The sequence below is a fragment of the Candidatus Pelagibacter sp. HIMB1505 genome (assembly GCF_052047915.1).
GTDB lineage: Bacteria > Pseudomonadota > Alphaproteobacteria > Pelagibacterales > Pelagibacteraceae > Pelagibacter > Pelagibacter communis_A.
Genome location: NZ_JBNAIR010000001.1, coordinates 194,053 through 215,016 on the forward strand (window position 1 = coordinate 194,053; position 20,964 = coordinate 215,016).

20 protein-coding genes are annotated in these 20,964 nt (G+C 28.8%); 6 read left to right on the plus strand and 14 right to left on the minus strand.

Annotation, left to right across the window (positions count from 1 at the left end):
• Positions 1 to 13 precede the first annotated feature (13 nt).
• From metK to ACTTAU_RS01005, 7 genes are read right to left on the minus strand one after another with little or no spacing between them, the layout of a single operon-like run.
• Positions 14 to 1,183: a methionine adenosyltransferase gene (gene metK / locus ACTTAU_RS00975; protein WP_438304674.1), complete on the minus strand. Its 1,170-nt coding sequence runs from the start codon at positions 1,181 to 1,183 to the stop codon at positions 14 to 16.
• Positions 1,183 to 2,718, minus strand: a complete 1,536-nt coding sequence (gene lnt / locus ACTTAU_RS00980; protein WP_438304675.1) for an apolipoprotein N-acyltransferase — start codon at positions 2,716 to 2,718, stop codon at positions 1,183 to 1,185. Before lnt ends, metK begins: the two co-directional genes overlap by 1 nt.
• Position 2,719: 1 nt before the next feature.
• Positions 2,720 to 3,181: an rRNA maturation RNase YbeY gene (gene ybeY, locus ACTTAU_RS00985; RefSeq protein ID WP_085114883.1), complete on the minus strand. Its 462-nt coding sequence runs from the start codon at positions 3,179 to 3,181 to the stop codon at positions 2,720 to 2,722.
• Positions 3,174 to 4,172 carry a PhoH family protein gene (locus tag ACTTAU_RS00990; RefSeq protein WP_438304677.1) on the minus strand — a complete coding sequence of 333 codons (999 nt, stop codon included), beginning with the start codon at positions 4,170 to 4,172 and terminating at the stop codon, positions 3,174 to 3,176. Before ACTTAU_RS00990 ends, ybeY begins: the two co-directional genes overlap by 8 nt.
• Positions 4,173 to 4,175: 3 nt before the next feature.
• Positions 4,176 to 5,504 carry a tRNA (N6-isopentenyl adenosine(37)-C2)-methylthiotransferase MiaB gene (gene miaB / locus ACTTAU_RS00995; protein ID WP_438304680.1) on the minus strand — a complete coding sequence of 443 codons (1,329 nt, stop codon included), beginning with the start codon at positions 5,502 to 5,504 and terminating at the stop codon, positions 4,176 to 4,178.
• A gap of 2 nt (positions 5,505 to 5,506) precedes the next feature.
• Positions 5,507 to 5,923: a Fur family transcriptional regulator gene (locus ACTTAU_RS01000; RefSeq protein ID WP_085114886.1), complete on the minus strand. Its 417-nt coding sequence runs from the start codon at positions 5,921 to 5,923 to the stop codon at positions 5,507 to 5,509.
• 8 nt (positions 5,924 to 5,931) lie between these two features.
• A complete protein-coding gene (locus ACTTAU_RS01005) occupies positions 5,932 to 6,318 on the minus strand; it encodes a peptidase M22 (protein WP_438304682.1) in 387 nt (128 codons plus the stop codon).
• Here ACTTAU_RS01005 and ACTTAU_RS01010 point away from each other — a divergent pair.
• A complete protein-coding gene (locus ACTTAU_RS01010) occupies positions 6,266 to 7,327 on the plus strand; it encodes a polysaccharide deacetylase family protein (protein ID WP_438304684.1) in 1,062 nt (353 codons plus the stop codon). The two genes, ACTTAU_RS01005 and ACTTAU_RS01010, sit on opposite strands and share 53 nt — an antisense overlap.
• On the opposite strand, the gene ACTTAU_RS01015 is transcribed toward ACTTAU_RS01010, so the two are convergent.
• The 4 genes from ACTTAU_RS01015 to murJ are packed head-to-tail and all read right to left on the minus strand — an operon-like array spanning position 7,324 to position 11,537.
• Positions 7,324 to 8,409, minus strand: a complete 1,086-nt coding sequence (locus ACTTAU_RS01015; RefSeq protein WP_438304686.1) for a glucosaminidase domain-containing protein — start codon at positions 8,407 to 8,409, stop codon at positions 7,324 to 7,326. The two genes, ACTTAU_RS01010 and ACTTAU_RS01015, sit on opposite strands and share 4 nt — an antisense overlap.
• A 2-nt stretch (positions 8,410 to 8,411) precedes the next feature.
• Positions 8,412 to 8,951 (minus strand): NifU family protein, encoded by a 540-nt coding sequence (locus ACTTAU_RS01020; RefSeq protein ID WP_085114889.1) that lies wholly within the window; start codon positions 8,949 to 8,951, stop codon positions 8,412 to 8,414.
• A 49-nt stretch (positions 8,952 to 9,000) separates the two neighbouring features.
• On the minus strand, positions 9,001 to 10,005 hold the full coding sequence (trpS, locus tag ACTTAU_RS01025; RefSeq protein WP_438304687.1) for a tryptophan--tRNA ligase: 1,005 nt from the start codon (positions 10,003 to 10,005) through the stop codon (positions 9,001 to 9,003).
• 2 nt (positions 10,006 to 10,007) lie between these two features.
• The gene (gene murJ / locus ACTTAU_RS01030; protein WP_438304689.1) at positions 10,008 to 11,537 is read right to left on the minus strand and encodes a murein biosynthesis integral membrane protein MurJ; all 1,530 of its coding nucleotides are present in this window, start codon (positions 11,535 to 11,537) and stop codon (positions 10,008 to 10,010) included.
• A 50-nt stretch (positions 11,538 to 11,587) separates the two neighbouring features.
• On the opposite strand from murJ, the gene ACTTAU_RS01035 reads away from it, so the two are divergent.
• Positions 11,588 to 13,873, plus strand: coding sequence for an NADP-dependent malic enzyme (locus ACTTAU_RS01035; protein WP_438304690.1), 2,286 nt, complete (start codon positions 11,588 to 11,590; stop codon positions 13,871 to 13,873).
• Here the strand turns inward: ACTTAU_RS01035 and ACTTAU_RS01040 are convergent, their stop codons facing one another.
• Complete coding sequence (locus ACTTAU_RS01040) at positions 13,874 to 14,467, minus strand: BON domain-containing protein (RefSeq protein ID WP_438304691.1); 594 nt, start codon at positions 14,465 to 14,467, stop codon at positions 13,874 to 13,876.
• Positions 14,457 to 15,317, minus strand: coding sequence for a 16S rRNA (cytidine(1402)-2'-O)-methyltransferase (gene rsmI / locus ACTTAU_RS01045; RefSeq protein ID WP_438304694.1), 861 nt, complete (start codon positions 15,315 to 15,317; stop codon positions 14,457 to 14,459). Before rsmI ends, ACTTAU_RS01040 begins: the two co-directional genes overlap by 11 nt.
• A gap of 34 nt (positions 15,318 to 15,351) precedes the next feature.
• On the opposite strand from rsmI, the gene ACTTAU_RS01050 reads away from it, so the two are divergent.
• Positions 15,352 to 16,506 (plus strand): ABC transporter substrate-binding protein, encoded by a 1,155-nt coding sequence (locus ACTTAU_RS01050; protein WP_438304695.1) that lies wholly within the window; start codon positions 15,352 to 15,354, stop codon positions 16,504 to 16,506.
• Here ACTTAU_RS01050 and rdgB read toward each other — a convergent pair.
• The gene (gene rdgB / locus ACTTAU_RS01055; RefSeq protein ID WP_438304697.1) at positions 16,490 to 17,086 is read right to left on the minus strand and encodes an RdgB/HAM1 family non-canonical purine NTP pyrophosphatase; all 597 of its coding nucleotides are present in this window, start codon (positions 17,084 to 17,086) and stop codon (positions 16,490 to 16,492) included. The genes ACTTAU_RS01050 and rdgB overlap by 17 nt on opposite strands.
• Before the next feature lie 42 nt (positions 17,087 to 17,128).
• Here rdgB and grpE point away from each other — a divergent pair, with 42 nt between their 5' ends.
• The 3 genes from grpE to dnaJ all read left to right on the plus strand — a co-directional run bounded on the left by grpE (position 17,129) and on the right by dnaJ (position 20,936).
• On the plus strand, positions 17,129 to 17,770 hold the full coding sequence (gene grpE, locus ACTTAU_RS01060; protein ID WP_438304698.1) for a nucleotide exchange factor GrpE: 642 nt from the start codon (positions 17,129 to 17,131) through the stop codon (positions 17,768 to 17,770).
• Between the two features lie 63 nt (positions 17,771 to 17,833).
• The gene (dnaK, locus tag ACTTAU_RS01065) at positions 17,834 to 19,771 is read left to right on the plus strand and encodes a molecular chaperone DnaK (RefSeq protein WP_438304699.1); all 1,938 of its coding nucleotides are present in this window, start codon (positions 17,834 to 17,836) and stop codon (positions 19,769 to 19,771) included.
• Between the two features lie 28 nt (positions 19,772 to 19,799).
• On the plus strand, positions 19,800 to 20,936 hold the full coding sequence (gene dnaJ / locus ACTTAU_RS01070; RefSeq protein WP_438304701.1) for a molecular chaperone DnaJ: 1,137 nt from the start codon (positions 19,800 to 19,802) through the stop codon (positions 20,934 to 20,936).
• Positions 20,937 to 20,964: the final 28 nt, after the last annotated feature.

Genomic DNA, 20,964 nt, shown 5'->3' on the forward strand with positions numbered 1-20,964 from the left:
AATTCAATAAAAACTATTTTGAAAAAACGTTTATTTTATCGGTTTTTTCCCAAGAAAATGCACCATCATTTTCAGGGGATCTTCCAAAATGACCGTAAGCTGCTGTTTTTTCATAAATTGGTTTATTGAGATTTAGCATTTCTCTTATTCCTCTAGGACTCAAATCAAAATTTTCTTTAATTTTTTCTTCTACAAATTTGTTTTTTTCTAAATCACCATCAAACAAATCTACATAAATGGAAAGGGGTTTTGAAACACCAATTGCATAAGCTAGTTGTATCAAACATTTATCTGCAATTTTCGAGGCAACTACATTTTTAGCTATATATCTTGATGCATACGCAGCAGATCTATCAACTTTAGTTGGATCTTTTCCTGAAAATGCTCCACCACCATGTGGTGCTGCACCACCATAAGTATCAACAATAATTTTTCTTCCTGTTAAACCACAATCTCCATCTGGGCCACCTATAACAAAATTACCTGTTGGGTTTACATAAAACTCCTCTTCATTAAATCCTTCTAAAAAATTTTTAGGTATAGAATTTAGTAAATAAGGCCTTAATAACTCTCTTACTTTTGCTTGGTCAACATCAGCTGAATGTTGAGAAGATATAACGACTGATTTGACTTTAATTGGTTTTCCATTTTCATATTCAAATGTAACTTGGCTTTTAGAATCTGGTTCGATATTTTCTAATTTTCCAGATTTTCTATCAGCTGCCATTAATCTCAAAATTTTATGTGAATAATAAATTGGAGCAGGCATTAATTCGTCAGTCTCGTTGCAAGCATATCCAAACATAATTCCTTGATCACCTGCGCCCTCATCTTTATTACCTGATGAGTCTACACCCATTGCAATATCTGCTGATTGTGAGTGTAAGTGACTTTCTATTTTAGTTGCCTCTCTCCATGTAAAACCATCTTGATCATAACCAATATCTTTGATGCAATCTCTAACTTTTTGAATTAACTCATCTTTTTTAATTTCAGGACCTCTAACTTCACCTGCTAAAACTACCTTATTGGTAGTTGTTAAGGTTTCACAAGCAACTCTTGAAAAAGGATCATTTGATAAATAGCTATCAACAACCATATCTGAAATTCTATCTGAAACTTTATCGGGATGACCTTCAGAAACAGACTCACTTGTAAATAAATAGTTTTTTAAATTACTCATTAACGAATTCTATTAAATGAAAATATTAAAAAAATATATAACAAAATTATAATTAAAAACATTTTATTCCCATATTTTGAAAAAACTGTTTCTTTAAAGATTTTTTTATCTTTAAAATCTATGTATCCAATTTGATCAAATTCAATTTTTTTTTCAATTTTACCAACAGGATTTATTATTGCTGAAATTCCATTATTTGCTGATCTTAATAAGTATTTTCCACTTTCAATTGCCCTAAATATACTGTGTGCAAAATGTTGATAAGGCCCAATAGAGTTACCAAACCAACCATCCTCAGAAATATTTACAATATAATCAAAATCAGAATTTGTAAAAATATTACCTGAATAAATTATCTCATAACAAATCAATGGTAAAATTTTTAAATCAAAATTATTTTCATCGACTAATAGTATTTCTCTATGATCACCGCTACTAAAAGATTGGTAGTTGTTAGTTAAAGATTTAAGACCCAGTTTTTTTAAGATTTTTTCAAAAGGTAAAAACTCACCAAATGGAACTAATTTCACTTTTTTATAATCATTAACAAGGTTTAACTTATGATCATAAAAAGAAAGTGTATTATAATAATAATTCTTTGTGTCAGTTTGTTCATAACTATTAATTCCAATCGCCAATAGATGATTTTCATTGAATTTTTCACTAAATAAAAATTCAAATTCTTTTAATTGTTTTTGATTTACATTAGGTATAATCCCCTCAGGCCATAAAAAAACTGTCTTAGTATTTTTGTCAGGCTGGCTAATTTGAATCAACTCATTAATTACTTCTTCTGTGTCTGAGTTACCATAAAATCTATCAAGATTTATTTTTGTTCCAATTGTTCTAATCACATATTCGTTTTTAACACTTTTAGATAATTCAAAAGAACTAATGTTATTAGATCCAAGTTTAAAAAAGAAAATAGGTGATAATAAAAAAATTATACAAACTAAAATTTCTTTTTTATTTTGTCTTAAAATAAATATTGCAGGACTTGCAAAAAAAGAAATGCAAAGCATATTGAGACCATATGTTCCTATAAAAGATAATACTTGCAATATCTCTAGGTTTTCTGAAAAGCTAAATACAATTAAATTCCAAGGAAAACCTGTAAATATATTTCCCCTGATAAATTCAATTAAGCCAAACAAAAGTGAGAATAAAAATAAGCTACTTATTGAGTTTTTTAGATCTATTTTAAAAAAAATATAAGTTGCAAGGCCATAAAAGATTCCAAGAAATAATGGAATTAAAATCAAAGCAAAGGGAATTAAAAAACTAAAATTCTCATCAAAAGTTAATGATATTGAGATCCAATATAAATTTGTTAAAAAATAACCAAATCCAAAAAGCCATCCATACAAAAAAGTATGTTTTTTTACATTCAATTTTTTTTTTTGAAAGATGTAGATGAAAAATAAACTAATAGTTAAAAAGTTGATAAGTAAATAATTGTAGGGTGGTAAGCTTAGAGATGTGAATGCACCAAGTGCTATTAAAAGAATAAATTCTAAATATTTTTTATTTTCCAAATTAATTAATTTTTTTAATTACTGACTGATAAATATTTTGCTCTTCTTTAAGCATTTTTCTATAATCCTTAAGTTTAATGTGGTCAAAACCTAATAAATGTAAAAATCCATGAATAAATGTTTTGACAACTTTTTCTTTGAATAAACTTAAATTTTGACTTTTAGGTTTGTCCATAAAATCATAACTAATCACAATATCACCCAAATATAATTTTTTTATATTCTTTATTTTATTATCAAATGGAAAAGACAATATATCTGTTGGTTTATTTTTATTTCTAAATTTTCTATTTAAAATTTTTATATTTTTATTATTAGATAATAATAATGTTAAAGAAAATTTTTTATTTAAAAAGCGATATTTTTTTGGGAAAAATTTACAAATACTTTGAAAAAAAAAATCTATTTTCTTAATCTTTTTTGACCACTTTTTTTCTTCTGATACGACCTCAATCTTAATCATTATGATTGCTATAAGCCTTAACAATCTTTGAGACTAATGGATGCCTTACTACATCTGAATGATCAAAATCTATTACTGAAATCTCATTTAAATGAGCAAGTAGTTTTTTAGATCTATCAAGACCAGACATATTTTTATTTGGTAAATCTATTTGAGTAGGATCCCCATTTACAACTATCTTAGAATTTTCTCCAATTCTCGTTAAAAACATTTTTATTTGAGTGTCTGTTGCATTTTGAGCTTCATCTAAAATAGCAAATGAATTTTTTAAAGTTCTACCTCGCATAAATGCCAATGGTGCAATTTCAATGTCTCCAATTTCAATCATTCTCTGAATTTTTTCAAAATCAAATAAATCGTATAAAGAGTCGTATAAAGGTCTTAAGTAAGGGTCAACTTTCTCTTTCATATCACCAGGTAAAAAACCCAATCTCTCACCAGCTTCAACTGCAGGCCTTGATAAAATTATTCTTTCAATTTTTTTTTCAAGCAACATTGTTAAGCCTACCGCTACAGCAAGAAAAGTTTTTCCTGTTCCTGCTGGTCCAGCAGAAATTACTATATCACTCTGTCTTAATGCCCTAACATATCCTTTTTGTTTTTCTGATCTTGGTATTATTGATTTTTTTGGAGTTTTAATGATATCTGTAACATTTTGATTTTTAACTTTTTCATTAATCATAAATTTATCAATTGATGATAATATATCTTTATTTTCTATGCTTCCATTATTGATAAATTGATTTGCTAAAAATTGTATTGCATTTTTAACAATCTCATTTTTTTCAGAAGTTGATTTGATTAAAATAGAGTTTCCTCTTGAATATAAATTTGACTGAGTGATTTTTTCTAATTCTTTAAGGTTTTTATTAAATTCACCAACAACGCCCATCAACAGATCATTATCATGAAAAATAACACTTAGGGTATTGTTATCGGAATAAACAAACTTTAAATTTTTATCAAAATTTTTCTTTGTGGTGATATTCAAATTTTAGGCTACTTTCTGACTTGATTGATCAACTACTTCACCAAATAAAGTATTTTGATTGCTTTTTTTAATTTTAACTTTCACAGTTTTTCCAATTAAGTCATCACTACCACTAAATAGCACAGAAGTCATGTATTCAGATCTGGCAAAAAGTTTAGATTTGTCATCCGTTCTATTTTCAACAAGTACATTTATTTGTTTACCTTCTAATTTTTTATTCATATTTATTTGATTACTAAATAGTTTTTGCTGAACAATTTCCAATCGTTCCATAGATTTTTTTTTGTCTATTAAAGGTAGATCTGCAGCAACTGTCCCTGGTCTTGGACTAAAAATAAATGAAAAAGAATTAATAAATTTAATTTCATCAATAAGTTTGATGGTATCTTCAAAATCACTTTCTTCCTCACCTGGATAAGCAATTATAAAATCACTTGAAAATTCAATATTTGGTTTAATTTTTTTCAACTTATAAAAAATCTCTAAATAACTTTTTAATGTATGTTTTCTATTCATTAAACCTAAAATTTTATCTGAACCACTTTGAACTGGTAAATGAACCAGTGGCATCAATTTTTTTGAGTTTTTATAAGTATCAATTAAATCTGTTGTCATGTCTTTTGGATGAGAAGTTGTGTAACGAATACGCTCAATACCTGAAAGTTTTTCAAGTTCTAAAATTAAATTTGATAATCGATAATTTTCAAAATTATATGCATTAACATTCTGTCCCAATAATATAATTTCTTTTGAGCCATTATCGGCTAGTTGTTTAGCTTCATCCACAATCTGACTAAAAGGTCTCGAGTATTCAGGTCCTCTAGTATAAGGCACCACGCAGAAATGACAAAACTTATCACAGCCTTCTTGAATAGTTAAAAATGAAGAGATTTTTGATTCTTGATTTTTAATTTTACTCAAATACTCAAACTTTGTTATTGCATCAAATTCAGTTTCTTCATGCTTACTTTTTTTTGATTGGTGATTAAGAATTGTGTCGTTGATTTTATGATAAGCCTGAGGTCCAAGAACTAAATCAATATAAGGTTCTCTTTTTAACATTTCTTCATGTTCTGCTTGAGCAACACAACCCGCAACAATTACTAATGGCTTAGTTTTTGATCTAAATATTTTTTTAACCCTTCCAATTTCATGATACACTTTTTCTTTTGCTTTATCTCTTATGTGGCAAGTGTTTAGCAAATAGCAATCAGCTTCTTCATATTTTTCAGTTTTAACAAAATCAATTTTTTTTACAGTGTCATATATTCGATTAGAGTCATACTCATTCATCTGACAACCAAAAGTTTTTATAAAAATTTTCTGTGTCATTATTATTTCTTAGACTTTTTTTTCACTCCATATAATTCAAGCTTATGATCCACTAAAGTATATCCATATTTTTCTGCAACTTTTTTTTGAAGTTTTTCTATCTCTTCATCAACAAATTCAATTATCTCTCCTGATTTGACATCTATTAAATGATCGTGATGCCCCTCATTTAATTCTTCATATCTTGCTTTGCCACCTTTGAACTCATGTTTGGTTAGAATGCCAGACTCCTCAAATAATTTTACTGTTCTATAAACAGTTGCAATGCTTATCTTTGAATCAATTTTTGAAACACGGTTATAAAGCTCATCGACATCTGGATGGTCAGTTGACTCAGACATTACTTTTGCAATAATCCTTCTCTGATCTGTTAATTTTACTCCTTTAGATAAACATTTAGACTCTATGGTTTCAGACATATTTAATTTTAACTTATATAAATTGGATTAATCAAATTTTTTTTAACATTAAATTTTTCACACAAACTTGGCACATTTTCATATTTACAATCATTAAAATCACCAAAATCATTAAAACTAAAACAATAATAATCAATCTTTTTTGCAACAAATATAGCTTTAACTACAGATAGAGAGTTTCTTATACCTGCAAAACTTCCTGGTCCTCGGTTAACATATAATTTTAAAATTTCATCAATTTTTAAATCATGTTGATTAATAAATTCATTTATTAATATTGTTAATTTTTCATAATTAGTTTTACTATTTTCATAACTAATACTATAAATATTTTTATCCTTAATGAGTGATAAACATATTTTTTTATTTGCTGCATCAATTATTAAATTATTCATAATTCTATTTTTATTAATCACAAATTCTAAAGCAGAAGATAATAATATCAAACAATATTCAAATGATGAGGGTGTTTTATCAATTATGTATCATCGATTTGATGAAAATAAATATCCTTCAACAAATATTCAGATGGAAGTTTTTTTAAAACAAATTCAATTAATTAAAGATCTAAATTATAGTTTTATTCATCCTGAGGATTTTGAAAATAATTTTAATATACCAAAAAAACAAAAAAAAATTCTGATAACTGTTGATGATGCATTTCAATCTTTCTATGAAGTTGCATGGCCATTTTTAAAGGAAAATAAAATTCCTTTTATTTTATTTGTTTCAACAGAGCCTGTTGGAAATAGTGGATATATGACATGGGAACAAATTAGAGAAGTAGAAAAAGAAAAATTTGCTGTTATTGGGCATCACTCACACTCACACGAATATCTAATAGATAAAAGTAATAAAGCTTTTAAAGAAGATATTGAAACTGCAAATAAAATTTTCAATGAAAAAATTGGATATGTTCCAAGTTTGTTTTCTTATCCCTTCGGTGAATATTCAGAATTTATGAGAGATTATATTTCAAAAAAATTTGCATATGCTTTTGGTCAACACTCAGGGGTTATTGATGTTAATAAAGAAAAATTTCAACTACCAAGATTTCCAATTAATGAAAATTATGGAGAACTAAAAAGATTTAAATCAATTATAAAAACCTACCCACTAGAGTATAAAGAATTATTACCAGTAGAAAAAAAACTAAATAAATCGAATAATCCGCCATCATTTTCTGTTGAATTTTTTAAAGATCAAAAGAATGTTAAAAATATAAATTGTTATTCAAACGAAGGAGATCAGTGGGAAAAATCAAACATTAAATTTAATGACACTATTTTAAATATTAATTTTAGAGAGGCTTTTCTTCCAAGAAGAGGTCGAGTTAATTGCTCATTAAATGATGATGGCAAATGGAGATGGTTTGGAACTCAATTTATTGTTAAAGATGATTAAATTAAACTCTCTAATTCTAAGCTTGAAGGCAAAAGTTTTGCTTTATCAAAATCTTTAAGGTTATTTTGTTCAATAATCTTTCTTAAAATTCTAACATACTCTTTACCAGTTTCTGCATACTTGTCTAAATACTGAGATAGTATAATGCTATCTAACTCTTTACCCTCGTCCCTTAATTGAGCTCTAGCTAGCCTAAATTCTTTATATGTTTTATGGGTATTCAAATTTCTTTGATATGCTCTAACTGAAGCTTGTAAAATATTAAACTTCATTACTTTGTGACCCTCGCCTTCCTCGGCTTCTTTTGGCTTTAAACCTTCTCCAGACCATGTCCACTGACCAAAAAGAGCGTTACCTTCTTGGGCAAACCTTGAGGTCCCCCAACCAGTTTCTTTTGCCGCTTGTGCAAGAGCTAATGATACTGGAACTTCATCCATTCTTATTTTGAGAATTGAAAGATCTTTTGATGGAATGCCATATTGTTTGAATTTCTTATTAAGCCATTTTTTTTCAAGCTCTGTGTTATTACTTTTATTAATTATACTAAAAAGTCTTTTTCTATCTAATTTAATATTATTATTTTCCTGAAGAACTAAAGGTAAAACAATCTGTAAAAATAATTCTTTTCTTTTTTTTGTGTTTTCAATCATCTTAATTTCCTGAGGAAAAGAATCTAAAGCTACAGGTTTTACTAATTTGTTAACTCTAACATCGTCTAATTTATAACCCGTGTCTTCGAAAAGTTGTTTTATTGTTGAAGCATTTAATCTTACAGCATCAGTTTCCTTGTCATTTAAGTTATAGATATCTGCTAGAAGATCTCTTTCATCAAATGATTCATTTTCATCTTGTGTACCATTTATTTTTTTGTCAAGCGTATATACTAAAACTTGTTTGGAATTATTTCTAAACTCTTTAGTATTCAAAATATTGTCGTTAGCAAAATTGATCATTAATGGTAAAGAATAAAATATAAAAATAACTACCAAACTTCCCAATAGAGTTCTTGCTAAAGAACCTAAATTATTATTATCGATAGTTTCTAAAATTTTATTTTTTCTTTTTTTTTGGATTTTTTTCATTATTAAACAGCTACAACTTCTTTAACTTCTGGTAAATAATGACACAAAAGATTTTGAACTCCTTGTTTCAATGTCATTGTTGAACTAGGACACCCCGAACAACTACCTTGTAATTGAACTTTAACTATTCCATCCTTAAACTCTTTAAATCGTATATCTCCACCATCTTTAGCAACAGCGGGCCTTATCTTTTGATCTAAAATCTTAACAATTTTTTTTTCAATTTCCCCAAGATTTTCATCAATCTCAAAAGGACTTTTATCCACTACAAACTCTTTACCTGTTGAATAAAAATCATTTATTAAAGAAATTACTATATGTTTTATTTCATCCCATGAGGTTTCGTCATATTTATTGATTGAAATAAAATCTCTGCTTAAAAAAATTCCCTCAACGCCATTTACTGACATTAAATTTCGTATTAATTCATTTTTAACTTCATCCTTTTTTGTAATTTCAAAAGATCCACTATTTGAAACTGTTTTGCCTGGCAAAAACTTCAATGAATTAGGATTTGGTGTTGTTTCAGTTTGAACGAACATAGATCTTATATAGTCAATAATTCTGAAAATGGAACTTGTTTAAGAATTTTTACAAAAAACCTACAATTTCATGTATCTTTTTTAATTTATTTGATGCGTATTCATTGGCTTTTTTTTGACCATCAAATAAAATTTGATCTAAATACTCGCTATCATTGTTAAGTTTTTTGATTTCATTCGCTATAGGATTAATTTTTTCAACTAAAACTTGAGAAAGTTTTTCCTTAAATTCTGAGAAATTTTTTCCACTAAATTCATTAATTGTTTGATCCAATGTAATATTATTTAAACTAGAATATATTCCTAACAGATTTTTTGCTTCAGGCCTTGTCTCTAATTCTTTTAAATCCGATGGCAATGGTAATGGATCAGTTTTTGCCTTCTTTATTTTATTAACAATTAAATCTTCACTGTCTGTTAAATTTATTCTACTTAAATCAGACAATTCTGATTTACTCATTTTTTTTGTCCCATCCTTTAAACTCATTATTCTTGAAAATTCTTTTTGTATTAATGGATCTGGTACTTTCAAAAAATCTTCAACACCGTAATCATTGTTAAATTTTTGAGCAATATCTCTACAAAGCTCAAGATGTTGCTTTTGGTCTTCACCTACCGGTACATGAGTAGCATCATATAAAAGAATATCAGCTGCCATTAGTACTGGATAAGAATAAAGACCTATACTTGCTTTCTCTTTATCTTTACCTGCTTTTTCTTTGAACTGTGTCATTCTATTCAACCATCCCATTCGAGCAACACAACTTAATATCCAAGCTGCTTCAGAATGTGCTGGAACGGCTGATTGGTTAAAAATAATACTTTTTTCAGGGTTTATTCCGCATGCCACAAAAGTTGCTACTGTCTCTCTAATATTATCCCTAAGTTCTTTTGGGTCTTGCTTTACTGTAATCGCATGTAGATCCACCACACAAAATACACAGTTATTATTTTCATCCTTATTAAGTTCAACAAAGTTTTTAATTGCTCCTAAATAATTTCCTAAATGTAGGTTTCCTGTTGGTTGAACTCCTGAAAATATTTTTTTATTCATTATCAATACTTTAATTTAATATCTTCTAATTGGAAAGCTTTCATCAAGTAAGATACAAATATATAGAAACAAGTTGCTATCACTACTGATAAAATTAAATAAAAAGATTTAAAAGTTTGATCAAAAGCTAATTCATACTGAAACAGTATTAATAAATAATAAAATAAAGCACCCATAAATATTGAAGATAAAATAATTTTAAAAAAACGATTAATAAAAATACTATTAAAATTAAACAAACTTCTTTTTTTTAAAATTAAAAACAAAATAATTGTATTAAACCATGAGGAAATGCTTGTAGCTATTGGGATTATTATAAAACCAATTGATCTAAAAAAATAAACACTTATTAAAATATTTAATAAAACGGATGCTAATGAAATATAAAATGGTGTTTTAGTATCTTGGTTGGCAAAAAAGAAATTTGAAAAAACTTTTATAAATGCAAAAGCTGGTAGCCCTAAAGCAAAATAAAATAATGCATTGGCAGAATTTGAGACCGATGACTCATTAAACTGCCCATAACCAAATAATGCTGAAATAATATCATTAGAACCTACCAACAAGGCGATAGTTGCGGGCAGACTTAAAAACAAACTCAATTCCAATGCTTTGTTTTGAATTAAATCAATTTTTTTTTTATTTTTTTTAATAATATGTTTTGAAAGTTGAGGAAGTATTACAACTCCAATGGCAATTCCAGCTATTGCTAGATTAATTTGATATATCCTATCAGCATAATAAAGATATGAAACTGCACTAGCTTGAAACGAAGCAATTATTGTTCCAACCAAAATATTTATTTGGGTTACACCTGAAGAAAAAATACTTGGAACTAATTTTTTAAAAAAAATTTTTATATTTTTTGAAATTTTAAAACTTAAATTGAAAGTTAAACTAAAGAATTTTCGTACAAAAAAATATAAAAATACAAACTGCAACAAACCTGCGAAGGTTACAGCGTATGATAGATAATAAACTAAATCATCATTTAGTGATTTACTAAATGATAGGACTATTATTAAAGTAAGGTTTAATATTATTGGTGCCGCAGCTGCTTCAGCAAATCTATTATATGAATTTAATATTCCAGAAAAAAAAGATGCCAATGAAATTAACAATAAAAATGGAAAAGTTATCCTTGTAAGATTAATTGCTAATTGCATTTTTTCATTATCCTCTAAAAAACCTGGTGCAATTAAAGATACAAATGCTGGCATAAATATTTGAACCGATAAGACTAGAATTAATAAAATTAAAAAGAGTAAGTTAAATACTTCACTTGCAAATTTATTTGATTTAGCTTTTCCTTTTAGTATTTCTGAAGAATAGCTTGGAACAAATGCTGCATTGAAGGTTCCTTCTGCAAATAATCTTCTAAAAGTATTAGGTATTCTAAAGGCAACAAAAAAAGCATCAGCTAAGAAACTGGTTCCAAGAAAAATTGCTATTAAGATATCTCTTAAATAACCAAGTATTCTGCTAATTATTGTAAAAAAACTGAAGGCGCCAGTTGACTTAATTAAGTTCATAAATCATATTAGTCTTAATTTTACCCTATTTGTACATCTAATTACCAAAAATGAAAAAAACAAAAACTGATCATTATACTGAAAAAGAAGCATTAGATTTTCACTCCAATAAAAAACCTGGAAAGATAGAAATTGTGGCGTCAAAAAATATGACGACCAAAAGAGATCTCGCACTTGCTTATTCTCCAGGTGTTGCGGCTCCTGTAAAAGCAATCAGTGAAAATCCTGAGACTGCTTATGACTATACGGCAAAAGGAAATTTGGTTGCAGTAATTAGTAATGGTTCAGCAATTCTAGGAATGGGAAATTTAGGAGCCATTGCTTCTAAACCTGTTATGGAAGGAAAGGCAGTTTTGTTTAAAAGATTTGCTGATATCGACTCCATAGATCTTGAAATAGATTGTAGCGATGCAAATGAAATTATAAATTCAATTAAAAATTTTGCCCCTAGTTTTGGAGGAATAAATTTAGAAGATATTGCTGCTCCAGATTGTTTTGTCATCGAAGAAAAATTAAAGGAAATTTTAGACATACCAGTTTTCCATGATGATCAGCATGGTACTGCAATTATAACTACAGCAGCATTGATTAACGCATTACACATTAATGGTAAATCTATAAAGGATATAAAGGTTGTCGTTAATGGAGCAGGAGCTTCTGCAATTGCTTGTACTGAACTATTTAAAAATTCGGGTGTTCCAAATGAAAATGTAATCATGCTTGATCGAAAAGGTGTGATTTATAAAGGCAGAACTGAAGGGATGGATCAATGGAAATCGAGGCATGCAGTTGAAACAAAGTTACGAACCCTAGAAGATGCTATAGATGGTGCAGATGTATTTTTAGGTTTATCTGCAAAAGGGGCATTAAAAAAAGAGTTTGTAAAAAAAATGGCAAAAAATCCAATAATTTTTGCATGTGCAAACCCTGATCCAGAAATTCTACCTGAAGAAATTCAAGAAGTTAGAGATGATGCGATCATTGCAACTGGAAGATCTGATTATCCCAATCAGGTTAATAATCTCATAGGTTTTCCATACATATTTAGAGGTGCATTAGATGTTAGATCTAAGATAATTAACGAAGAAATGAAAGTTGCAGCTGCAAAAGCTATTGCAGAACTTGCAAGGGAGGATGTTCCTGATGAAGTGGTTGCAGCAATGGGAGGACAAAGACCAAAATATGGAAAAGAATATATTATTCCATCAACATTTGATCCAAGATTAATCAGTGTCATTCCTGCAGCAGTGGCAAAAGCTGCTATGGACAGTGGTGTTGCAAGAAAATCTATTGATGATTTTGAAATTTATAAAGATCAACTTAAACAAAGACTAGATCCAACGGTAACCATCATGCAAGGTATTAATAACCATATCAAAAAAAATCAAAAAAAGATTGTGTTTGCAGATGGAGAAGATGAAAACAATCTTAAAGCAGCAATTGCTTTTAAGAATTCAAAACTTGGAATTCCAATTCTAGTAGGGAAAGAAGACAAGATTAAAGAACAGGTAAAAAAAATTGGTTACAATGAAAATTTTGATATTGAAATTATAAACTCAAAAGATACTGAAAAAAGAGAGAGATATGTTCAACATCTTTTCAAAAAGCTTCAAAGAGAAAAAGGTTTGTTAGAATGGGATTGTGATAGATTGGTTAGAAATGATCGTGTAATTTGGGCTGCTTGCATGGTTGCATGTGGAGATGCTGATGGTGCGGTAACTGGGAACACTAGAAGATTTGGAGCATCTTTTGAAAAAATTACTCAAGTAGTTGGTGCTAGAAATAACGAAATAATGTTTGGATTAAATATGGTTGTCCACAAAGGTAAGACTATATTCGTTGCAGATACTAGTGTTCATGAATATCCAACATCAGAAGAGATGTCTGAAATAGCAATTTCAACTGCTAGGGTTGTTCGCTTGTTTGGTATTGATCCAAAAGTTGCATTTGTATCTCATTCAACATTTGGTCAACCTCTAACAAGTAGAACTAAACATATTAAAAAAGCTGTTGAAATTCTAAAAGAAAAAAACGTAGATTTTAAATTCGATGGAGACATGCAGCCTGATGTGGCTTTAAATGATCAGTATAAAAATTTATATCCTTTTTCTGATATAGTTGGTAATGCAAATATTCTAATTATGCCAGGGCAGCATAGTGCTGCTATTTCTTATAAAATGATGAAAACATTAAGTGATGCAAAAGTAATAGGACCCCTTTTGATTGGTCTTGGTCTTCCTATTGAAATTGCACCTCTTAGATCTTCAACATCAGAAATAATCAATCTTGCATCAATTGCGGCTTATTCAGCAGATAAAATTGATTACAAAAAGTAATTAATCTTTTTGAATTCTCAAATCATCAACGAGAATGATACTGGCTATAACATCTTCTACATCTAAAATTTCTTTAGCCTCTTTAATGACTAAATCTTTTTCCTCTGAAGTTAAAGCAATACCATAAACATAGATTTTTTTCTTATAGGTATCAATTTGATAATTTGTTGCTTTAATTTCTTTATTAAAGATCATTGCTGATCTTAATTGAGATGTAATTAAAATATCTTTAGCAGATTGTTGAAAATTGAATTCTTCTTTTATTTTAATATCATTCCTAACAGACCTAACACCATTAGTTTCCCAGGCCAACTTTGTAAGTTTGAGCTTCTCTTCAGGGCTATCTACTTTTCCTGTTAAAAATATTCTACCATCTAAGACCTTTGTTTTTACTGACAATATATGTTTTTTATCCATTAAAAGAATTCTACCTGCTAAATTCTTTTGCATGATAGAGTCATCAACTTGGGTTCCTACTGTTCTCGGGTCTAATGCCACGCTAACACCTGTACCAAAAATTCCTTTTGAAGCAACTCCAACACAACCTGAAAAAACTAAACTAATAAAAAGTAGTAATAAAATTTTATTTCTCATTTTTTAATTTAATACAATACTCATAAATTTCTTTTTTTGGCGCATTACTATAGTTAGCAATAATATTTGTAATTTCTTTTGTGCTTAATTTTTTAAGCATAATATTTATGCTATTCTTATCTGATTCACTGATCTTTTGTGAAGTATTTTTATTGATTTGTTTTTCTGAAATAATGATTGTTAATTCACCTTTAGGTTCATTTTCAAATAATTTTAAATTTGCAATATCTGATCTTAAATACTCTTCATAATATTTTGAAATTTCTCTACAAATTAATATTTTCCTGTTTTTAAAATAAGTTTTTAAATAAGGTATAATTTTATTAATTTTCTTAGGTGAAATAAAAAAAACCATACAAAAATTTAAATTTGAATAATTTTCTAGCTCTTCTACTATCAGTTTCTCCTTTTCGGGAAAAAAACCATAAAATAAATATTTCTCATTAAAACCGCTAGCTGAAACTGCGGTAGTTACTGCCGATGGACCTGGGAGGGGAATTACATTAATATTTTGTTTAACACATTCATTAATTAAAACTGCACCTGGATCTGAAATACCAGGAGTTCCAGCATCTGAAATTAAAGACACAAGTTTGCCATCTTTTAGAATATTTAAAACTTTTGTTAAATTTTTCGTTTCATTAAATTTATGGTTAGAAATTAAACTTGTCTTAATCTCAAATTTTTCTAATAATTTTTTTGATACCCTGGTGTCTTCACAAAGTATAAAGTCTGATTTTTTTAGTATTTCTATTGCTCTAATAGTAATATCACCTAAATTTCCTATAGGTGTAGGCACTATATAAAGGCCTTTTCTTAACTCATTTTTATGCAATATAGTACTTACCATAATTTAAACAGTATTAGATTAACAATAACATTAAATGAACAAAACTTTCATAATTCTTTTTTTATTTATCTATAATTTGTTTTTATTTATCAGCCCTGGCTTTTCAGAAGGTAATAAAATTAGGTTAGGGCTACTTGTGCCACTAACTGGTGAAAATGCTGAAATTGGAAAAGAGATTATTAAAGCAACACGATTAGCTCTAAATGATATTGGCTCCAATAAGATTGAAATCTTTCCAAAAGATACAAATTCAGATCCAAATAAAACTTTGAAATCTGCAATTGAACTAAGTCAAATGGATGTAAGTTTAATTATTGGACCTGTGTTTTATGAAAACTTAATTTATCTTGATGAAGTAAAAGACACTATATTTTTATCTTTTACAAATAAGACTTTAGATCTGCCAAAAAATGTAATTAGCACTGGGATAAACTCAATATCTCAACTTAATACCATTAATAAATTTCTTAACGAAAATGGAATAAATAAAACAATATTATTAATACCTAATTTAGATTACGACCAAGAAATTGAAAATGGAGTCAAAAAATCTAAAATTAAAAATCTTAAGCGATATTTTTATAATATTAAGCCAACAGAACTTACAAAGCAAATTGAAGAAATTACAAATTATGAAACTCGTAAACAAAATTTATTTGATGAAATTACTAGACTAGAAAATTCAGATGATCCAAATAAGGAAGATAAAATAAAAAATCTTGAAAAAAGATATACAATAGGAAATGTAAATTTTGATGCAGTCATAATTAGCGATTTTGATGAAAGTTTAAAAAGTGTAATAACGTCATTACTTTATACAGACGTATCTCCAAAAGAAAAATATTTCATAACTTTAAATCAATGGTTTGATAAAAGTTTGTTAACTGAAACAGCTTCTCAACCAATATACTATCCATCTATAAATAAAAAAAACATGGAACAGTTTGAAAAAAAATTTGCTGCTGAATTTAATGAAAATCCCAATCATATATCTTTACTAAGTTATGATTTAGTTGGTTTAATTTATTATCTTTCATTAAAAAATAATCTATCTGAAATAGATAAGGCTTTTAAGAAAAAAAATTCTTTTAAAGGAAAAATTGGAATTTTTGATATTGAGGATAACAAGATTAATCACAGATTAAATTTCTATAAAATTGAAGAAGGAATACTTAAAGAAATCTTTTGATTTTTTTAAAAGCGTTAAATCGATGATCCATTTTATATTTTATCTTTGAAGAAATTTCTCCAAAGGTAAATTTTTTTCCATTGGGAATAAAAATAGGATCATAACCAAAACCATTTTCACCTTTTGGCTCATGCGAAATAAATCCTTCCACTTTTCCTTTCACACAAGCTATTTTTTTTTCTAAAAAACAGATCGATAAACAACAAATGAACCGTGCCTTAATTTTTTTTCTTTTCCAATTTTTATCTTTTTTATTAAGCTCTCTATAAACCCTTTTAATTGCTTTTTTAAAATCTGAGTTTTTACCACCCCATCTTGCAGAATAAATACCTGGTGCTTTACCTAAAAAATCTATTTCTAAACCCGAGTCATCAGCAAGACATGGCAAATTTGTTTTTTTAGAAAAGTATTTTGATTTTATAAGTGAGTTATCTTCAAATGTTTTTCCATTTTCTATTGGACTTTTGATTTTGAAGTTTAGATTAGAGTAAACCTTTATACGCTTTGGTAATAATGCCTTAATTTCCTTAATTTTTCCTTTGTTATTAGTGCCTATGAACAGCTCAAAAATTTTTTTCATTAAAGTCTAGCAATTTTCAAATTTCTTACCATATATGCGCACATGGATAAAGAACAACAGCAAAAACCTTTAGATGAACAAACTGCAACTAGCAATGCAGAAGAAAAAAATAAAGTGGATACCCAAACTAATGACCAAGCTAAAGCTGAAGAAAGAAATAAAGAGAAAGAAATTTCCCCAGAAGAAAAAATTAGTGAATTAGAAGATAAGTTAGCAAGAACTTTTGCAGAAATGGAAAATCAAAGAAGAAGATTTGAAAAAGAAAAAGAAGATGCATTTGAATATGGAGGGTCATCATTTGCAAAAGAAGCTTTAAATTTAATTGATAACTTAGAAAGATCGAAACAAGTCTTAGAAAATGATGAAAAATTAAAAGACACTGATGCTTTAAAAAAAATATTAGAGCATCTGGAAATAATCAATAAAGATTTGTTATCAATTTTTACTAAAAATAACATTAAACCAATTGACTGTTTGAACAAAAAACTTGATCCAAATTTTCATCAAGCAATGATGGAAATCGAAGATGATCAAAAAGAACCTGGAACTATAGTTCAAGAAATTCAAAAAGGTTTTATGATTAAAGACAGATTATTAAGACCGTCTTTAGTTGGTGTTTCAAAAAAAACTGAGACTAAAAATGAAGATCCGTCTGAAAACAAGGAAAATAAAGAGGATAATTAGTGTTTAGATCAGCTTGTAGAAATAGATTTAACCCCTATATGAAGAAAGAGAGAAAATAATATTATGAGCAAAATAATTGGAATAGATCTTGGAACAACAAATTCGTGTGTTGCTATCATGGAAGGTAGCCAGCCAAAAGTTTTAGAAAATGCCGAAGGAGCAAGAACCACACCTTCAGTTGTTGCATTTACTGATGATAGTGAAAAGCTAATTGGTCAACCAGCTAAAAGACAAGCTGTAACAAATCCTGAAAATACAATCTTTGCAGTTAAAAGATTAATTGGAAGAAATTTTGACGATCCAACTGTGAAAAAAGATGTTGAAGCTGCTCCATTTAAAATTGTTAATTCTGAAAAAGGAGATGCCTGGATTGAAGCGAAAGGAGAAAAATATTCTCCATCACAAATCTCTGCTTTTATTCTTCAAAAAATGAAGGAAACTGCAGAAAAATATTTAGGTCAAACTGTTTCAAAAGCAGTAATAACTGTACCAGCATATTTTAATGATGCACAAAGACAAGCAACAAAAGATGCTGGTAAGATTGCTGGTTTAGAAGTTTTAAGAATAATAAACGAACCAACTGCAGCTTCTTTGGCATATGGTTTGGATAAAAAACAAAATAAAAAAATTGCAGTATATGACCTGGGTGGTGGTACGTTTGATGTATCAATACTAGAACTAGGTGACGGTGTATTTGAAGTTAAATCAACTAATGGGGATACTTTCCTAGGCGGTGAAGATTTTGATAATGCAATTGTTGAATATCTAATTTCAGAATTTAAAAAAGATAATGGAATAGATTTAAAATCAGATAAATTAGCTCTTCAGAGACTTAAGGAAGCTGCTGAGAAAGCTAAGATAGAACTATCATCAGCAGAACAAACTGATATAAATTTACCTTTCATCACAGCTGATAAAACTGGTCCAAAACATATCAACATAAAAATGACTAGAGCAAAACTTGAAGCTTTAGTGGAAGACCTAATAGCTAGAACTATGCCTCCATGCAAAACAGCCCTAAAAGATGCTGGCATTACTGCAAGTGAAATTGACGAAATAGTTATGGTTGGTGGTATGACGAGGATGCCAAAAGTAGTTGAGGAAGTTAAAAATTTCTTTGGAAAAGAACCTAACAAAAGTGTTAACCCTGATGAAGTTGTTGCAATGGGTGCTGCAATTCAAGCAGGTGTATTACAAGGAGATGTAAAAGATGTTCTTCTTCTGGATGTTACCCCTTTATCATTAGGTATTGAGACTCTTGGTGGAGTTTCTACAAAATTAATTGAAAAAAACACAACAATACCTACAAAGAAAAGTCAGGTTTTCTCTACAGCTGAAGACAATCAACCAGCCGTTTCAATAAGAGTTCTTCAGGGTGAAAGGGAGATGGCAGCTGACAATAAAATATTAGGTAATTTTGAATTAGTTGGAATAGCTCCAGCACCAAGAGGTGTACCACAAATTGAAGTAACTTTTGATATCGATGCTAATGGAATTGTTAACGTTTCAGCAAAAGACAAAGGTACTGGAAAAGAGCAAAAAATACAAATTCAAGCTTCAGGCGGCCTTAGTGATGAAGAGATTGAAAAAATGGTTAAAGATGCTGAAGCCAACAAGGAAGCTGACAAAAAGAAGAGAGAGTCTGTTGATGTAAGAAATCAAGCTGACACTTTAATACACTCTACAGAAAAAAATCTTAAAGAGCACGGTTCAAAAGTCTCGGATGCAGAGAAAAAAGCTATCGAAGATGCTTCAAGCTCTCTTAAAGAAAGCTTAAAAAGTGAAGACATTGAAGATATTAAAAAGAAGACAGAGGCATTAGTTCAAGCTTCAATGAAACTTGGTGAGGCAATTTACAAAGCCCAACAAAGTGCAAGTCCTGAAGCTGGAAAAGATACAGGTAAAGAAAATAAAGATAAAAAAGATGATAATGTTGTAGATGCTGATTTTGAGGAAGTAAAAGAAGAAAATAAAGAAGACAATCAAGAAAAAAGCGCTTAAATAACATCTAGTCGTCTGGATTAAACTAATGGCTAAACGAGATTACTATGATGTTCTTGGAATAAACAAAAGTGCTAGTCCTGAAGATATAAAATCAGCTTATAGAAAACTAGCTGTTAAATATCACCCCGATAAAAATCCTGGAGACAAGGCTGCTGAAGATAAGTTTAAAGAGGCAAGCGAAGCTTATGGTATTCTATCAGATAAAAGTAAAAAAGAGAATTATGACAATTTTGGTCATGCAGCATTTGAAAATGGTGGTGGTGGCCAAGGAGGTTTTGGTGGGTTTGGAGGATTTGGTGGATCTGATTTTTCAGATATATTTGAAGACTTTTTTGGAGACTTTGGTGGTGGAGGAAGAAGGAATAATAGACGTAGCTCAAATAACAGAGGTTCGGATCTAAGATATGATCTATCCATAACACTTGAAGAAGCTTACTCGGGTAAAAAACAAGACATACAATTTTCTTCATCTGATAAGTGTGTAACATGTAAAGGAAATGGTTCAAAACCTGGCTTTTCAGCTGATAGATGTACATATTGTGGCGGAAATGGAAAAGTAAGATCTAATCAAGGTTTTTTTACAGTTCAACAAACTTGCCCTCAATGCTCTGGTAGTGGTGAGGAAATTACAAATCCATGCTCTGATTGTGGTGGAAGTGGAAACAAACAAACCTCTAAAAAAATTAATGTAACAATACCAAAAGGTGTTGATGATGGAACTAGAATTAGATTGGCTGGCAAAGGTGAGGCTGGCTCTAGGGGTGGAGCTAATGGAGATTTGTATCTATTCATAAATGTTAAATCTCATGAATTATTTAAAAGATCAGATGAAAATTTATTTTTTGAATTTCCTATTTCAATTGCAGATGCTGCGCTTGGTACAACAATTGAAATTCCAACAATAGATGGTGGAAGAGCTAAAATAAAAATACCAGAAGGCACACAGTCAGGTAAACAATTTAGATTAAGGAATAAAGGAATGCCTTATATGAGAGGAAATGGTAATGGTGATTTATATGTTCAAATTAATACAGAAGTCCCAATATCACTAAATAGAGAGCAAAAAGAATTATTGGAAAAATTCAGAAATATTGAAAATGAAAAGTCTAATCCGAGCATAAAACAATTCTTTAAAAAAGCTAAAAGTTTTTGGAAGAATTAATTTACTTCTTGAAAAAATGACCACCTAG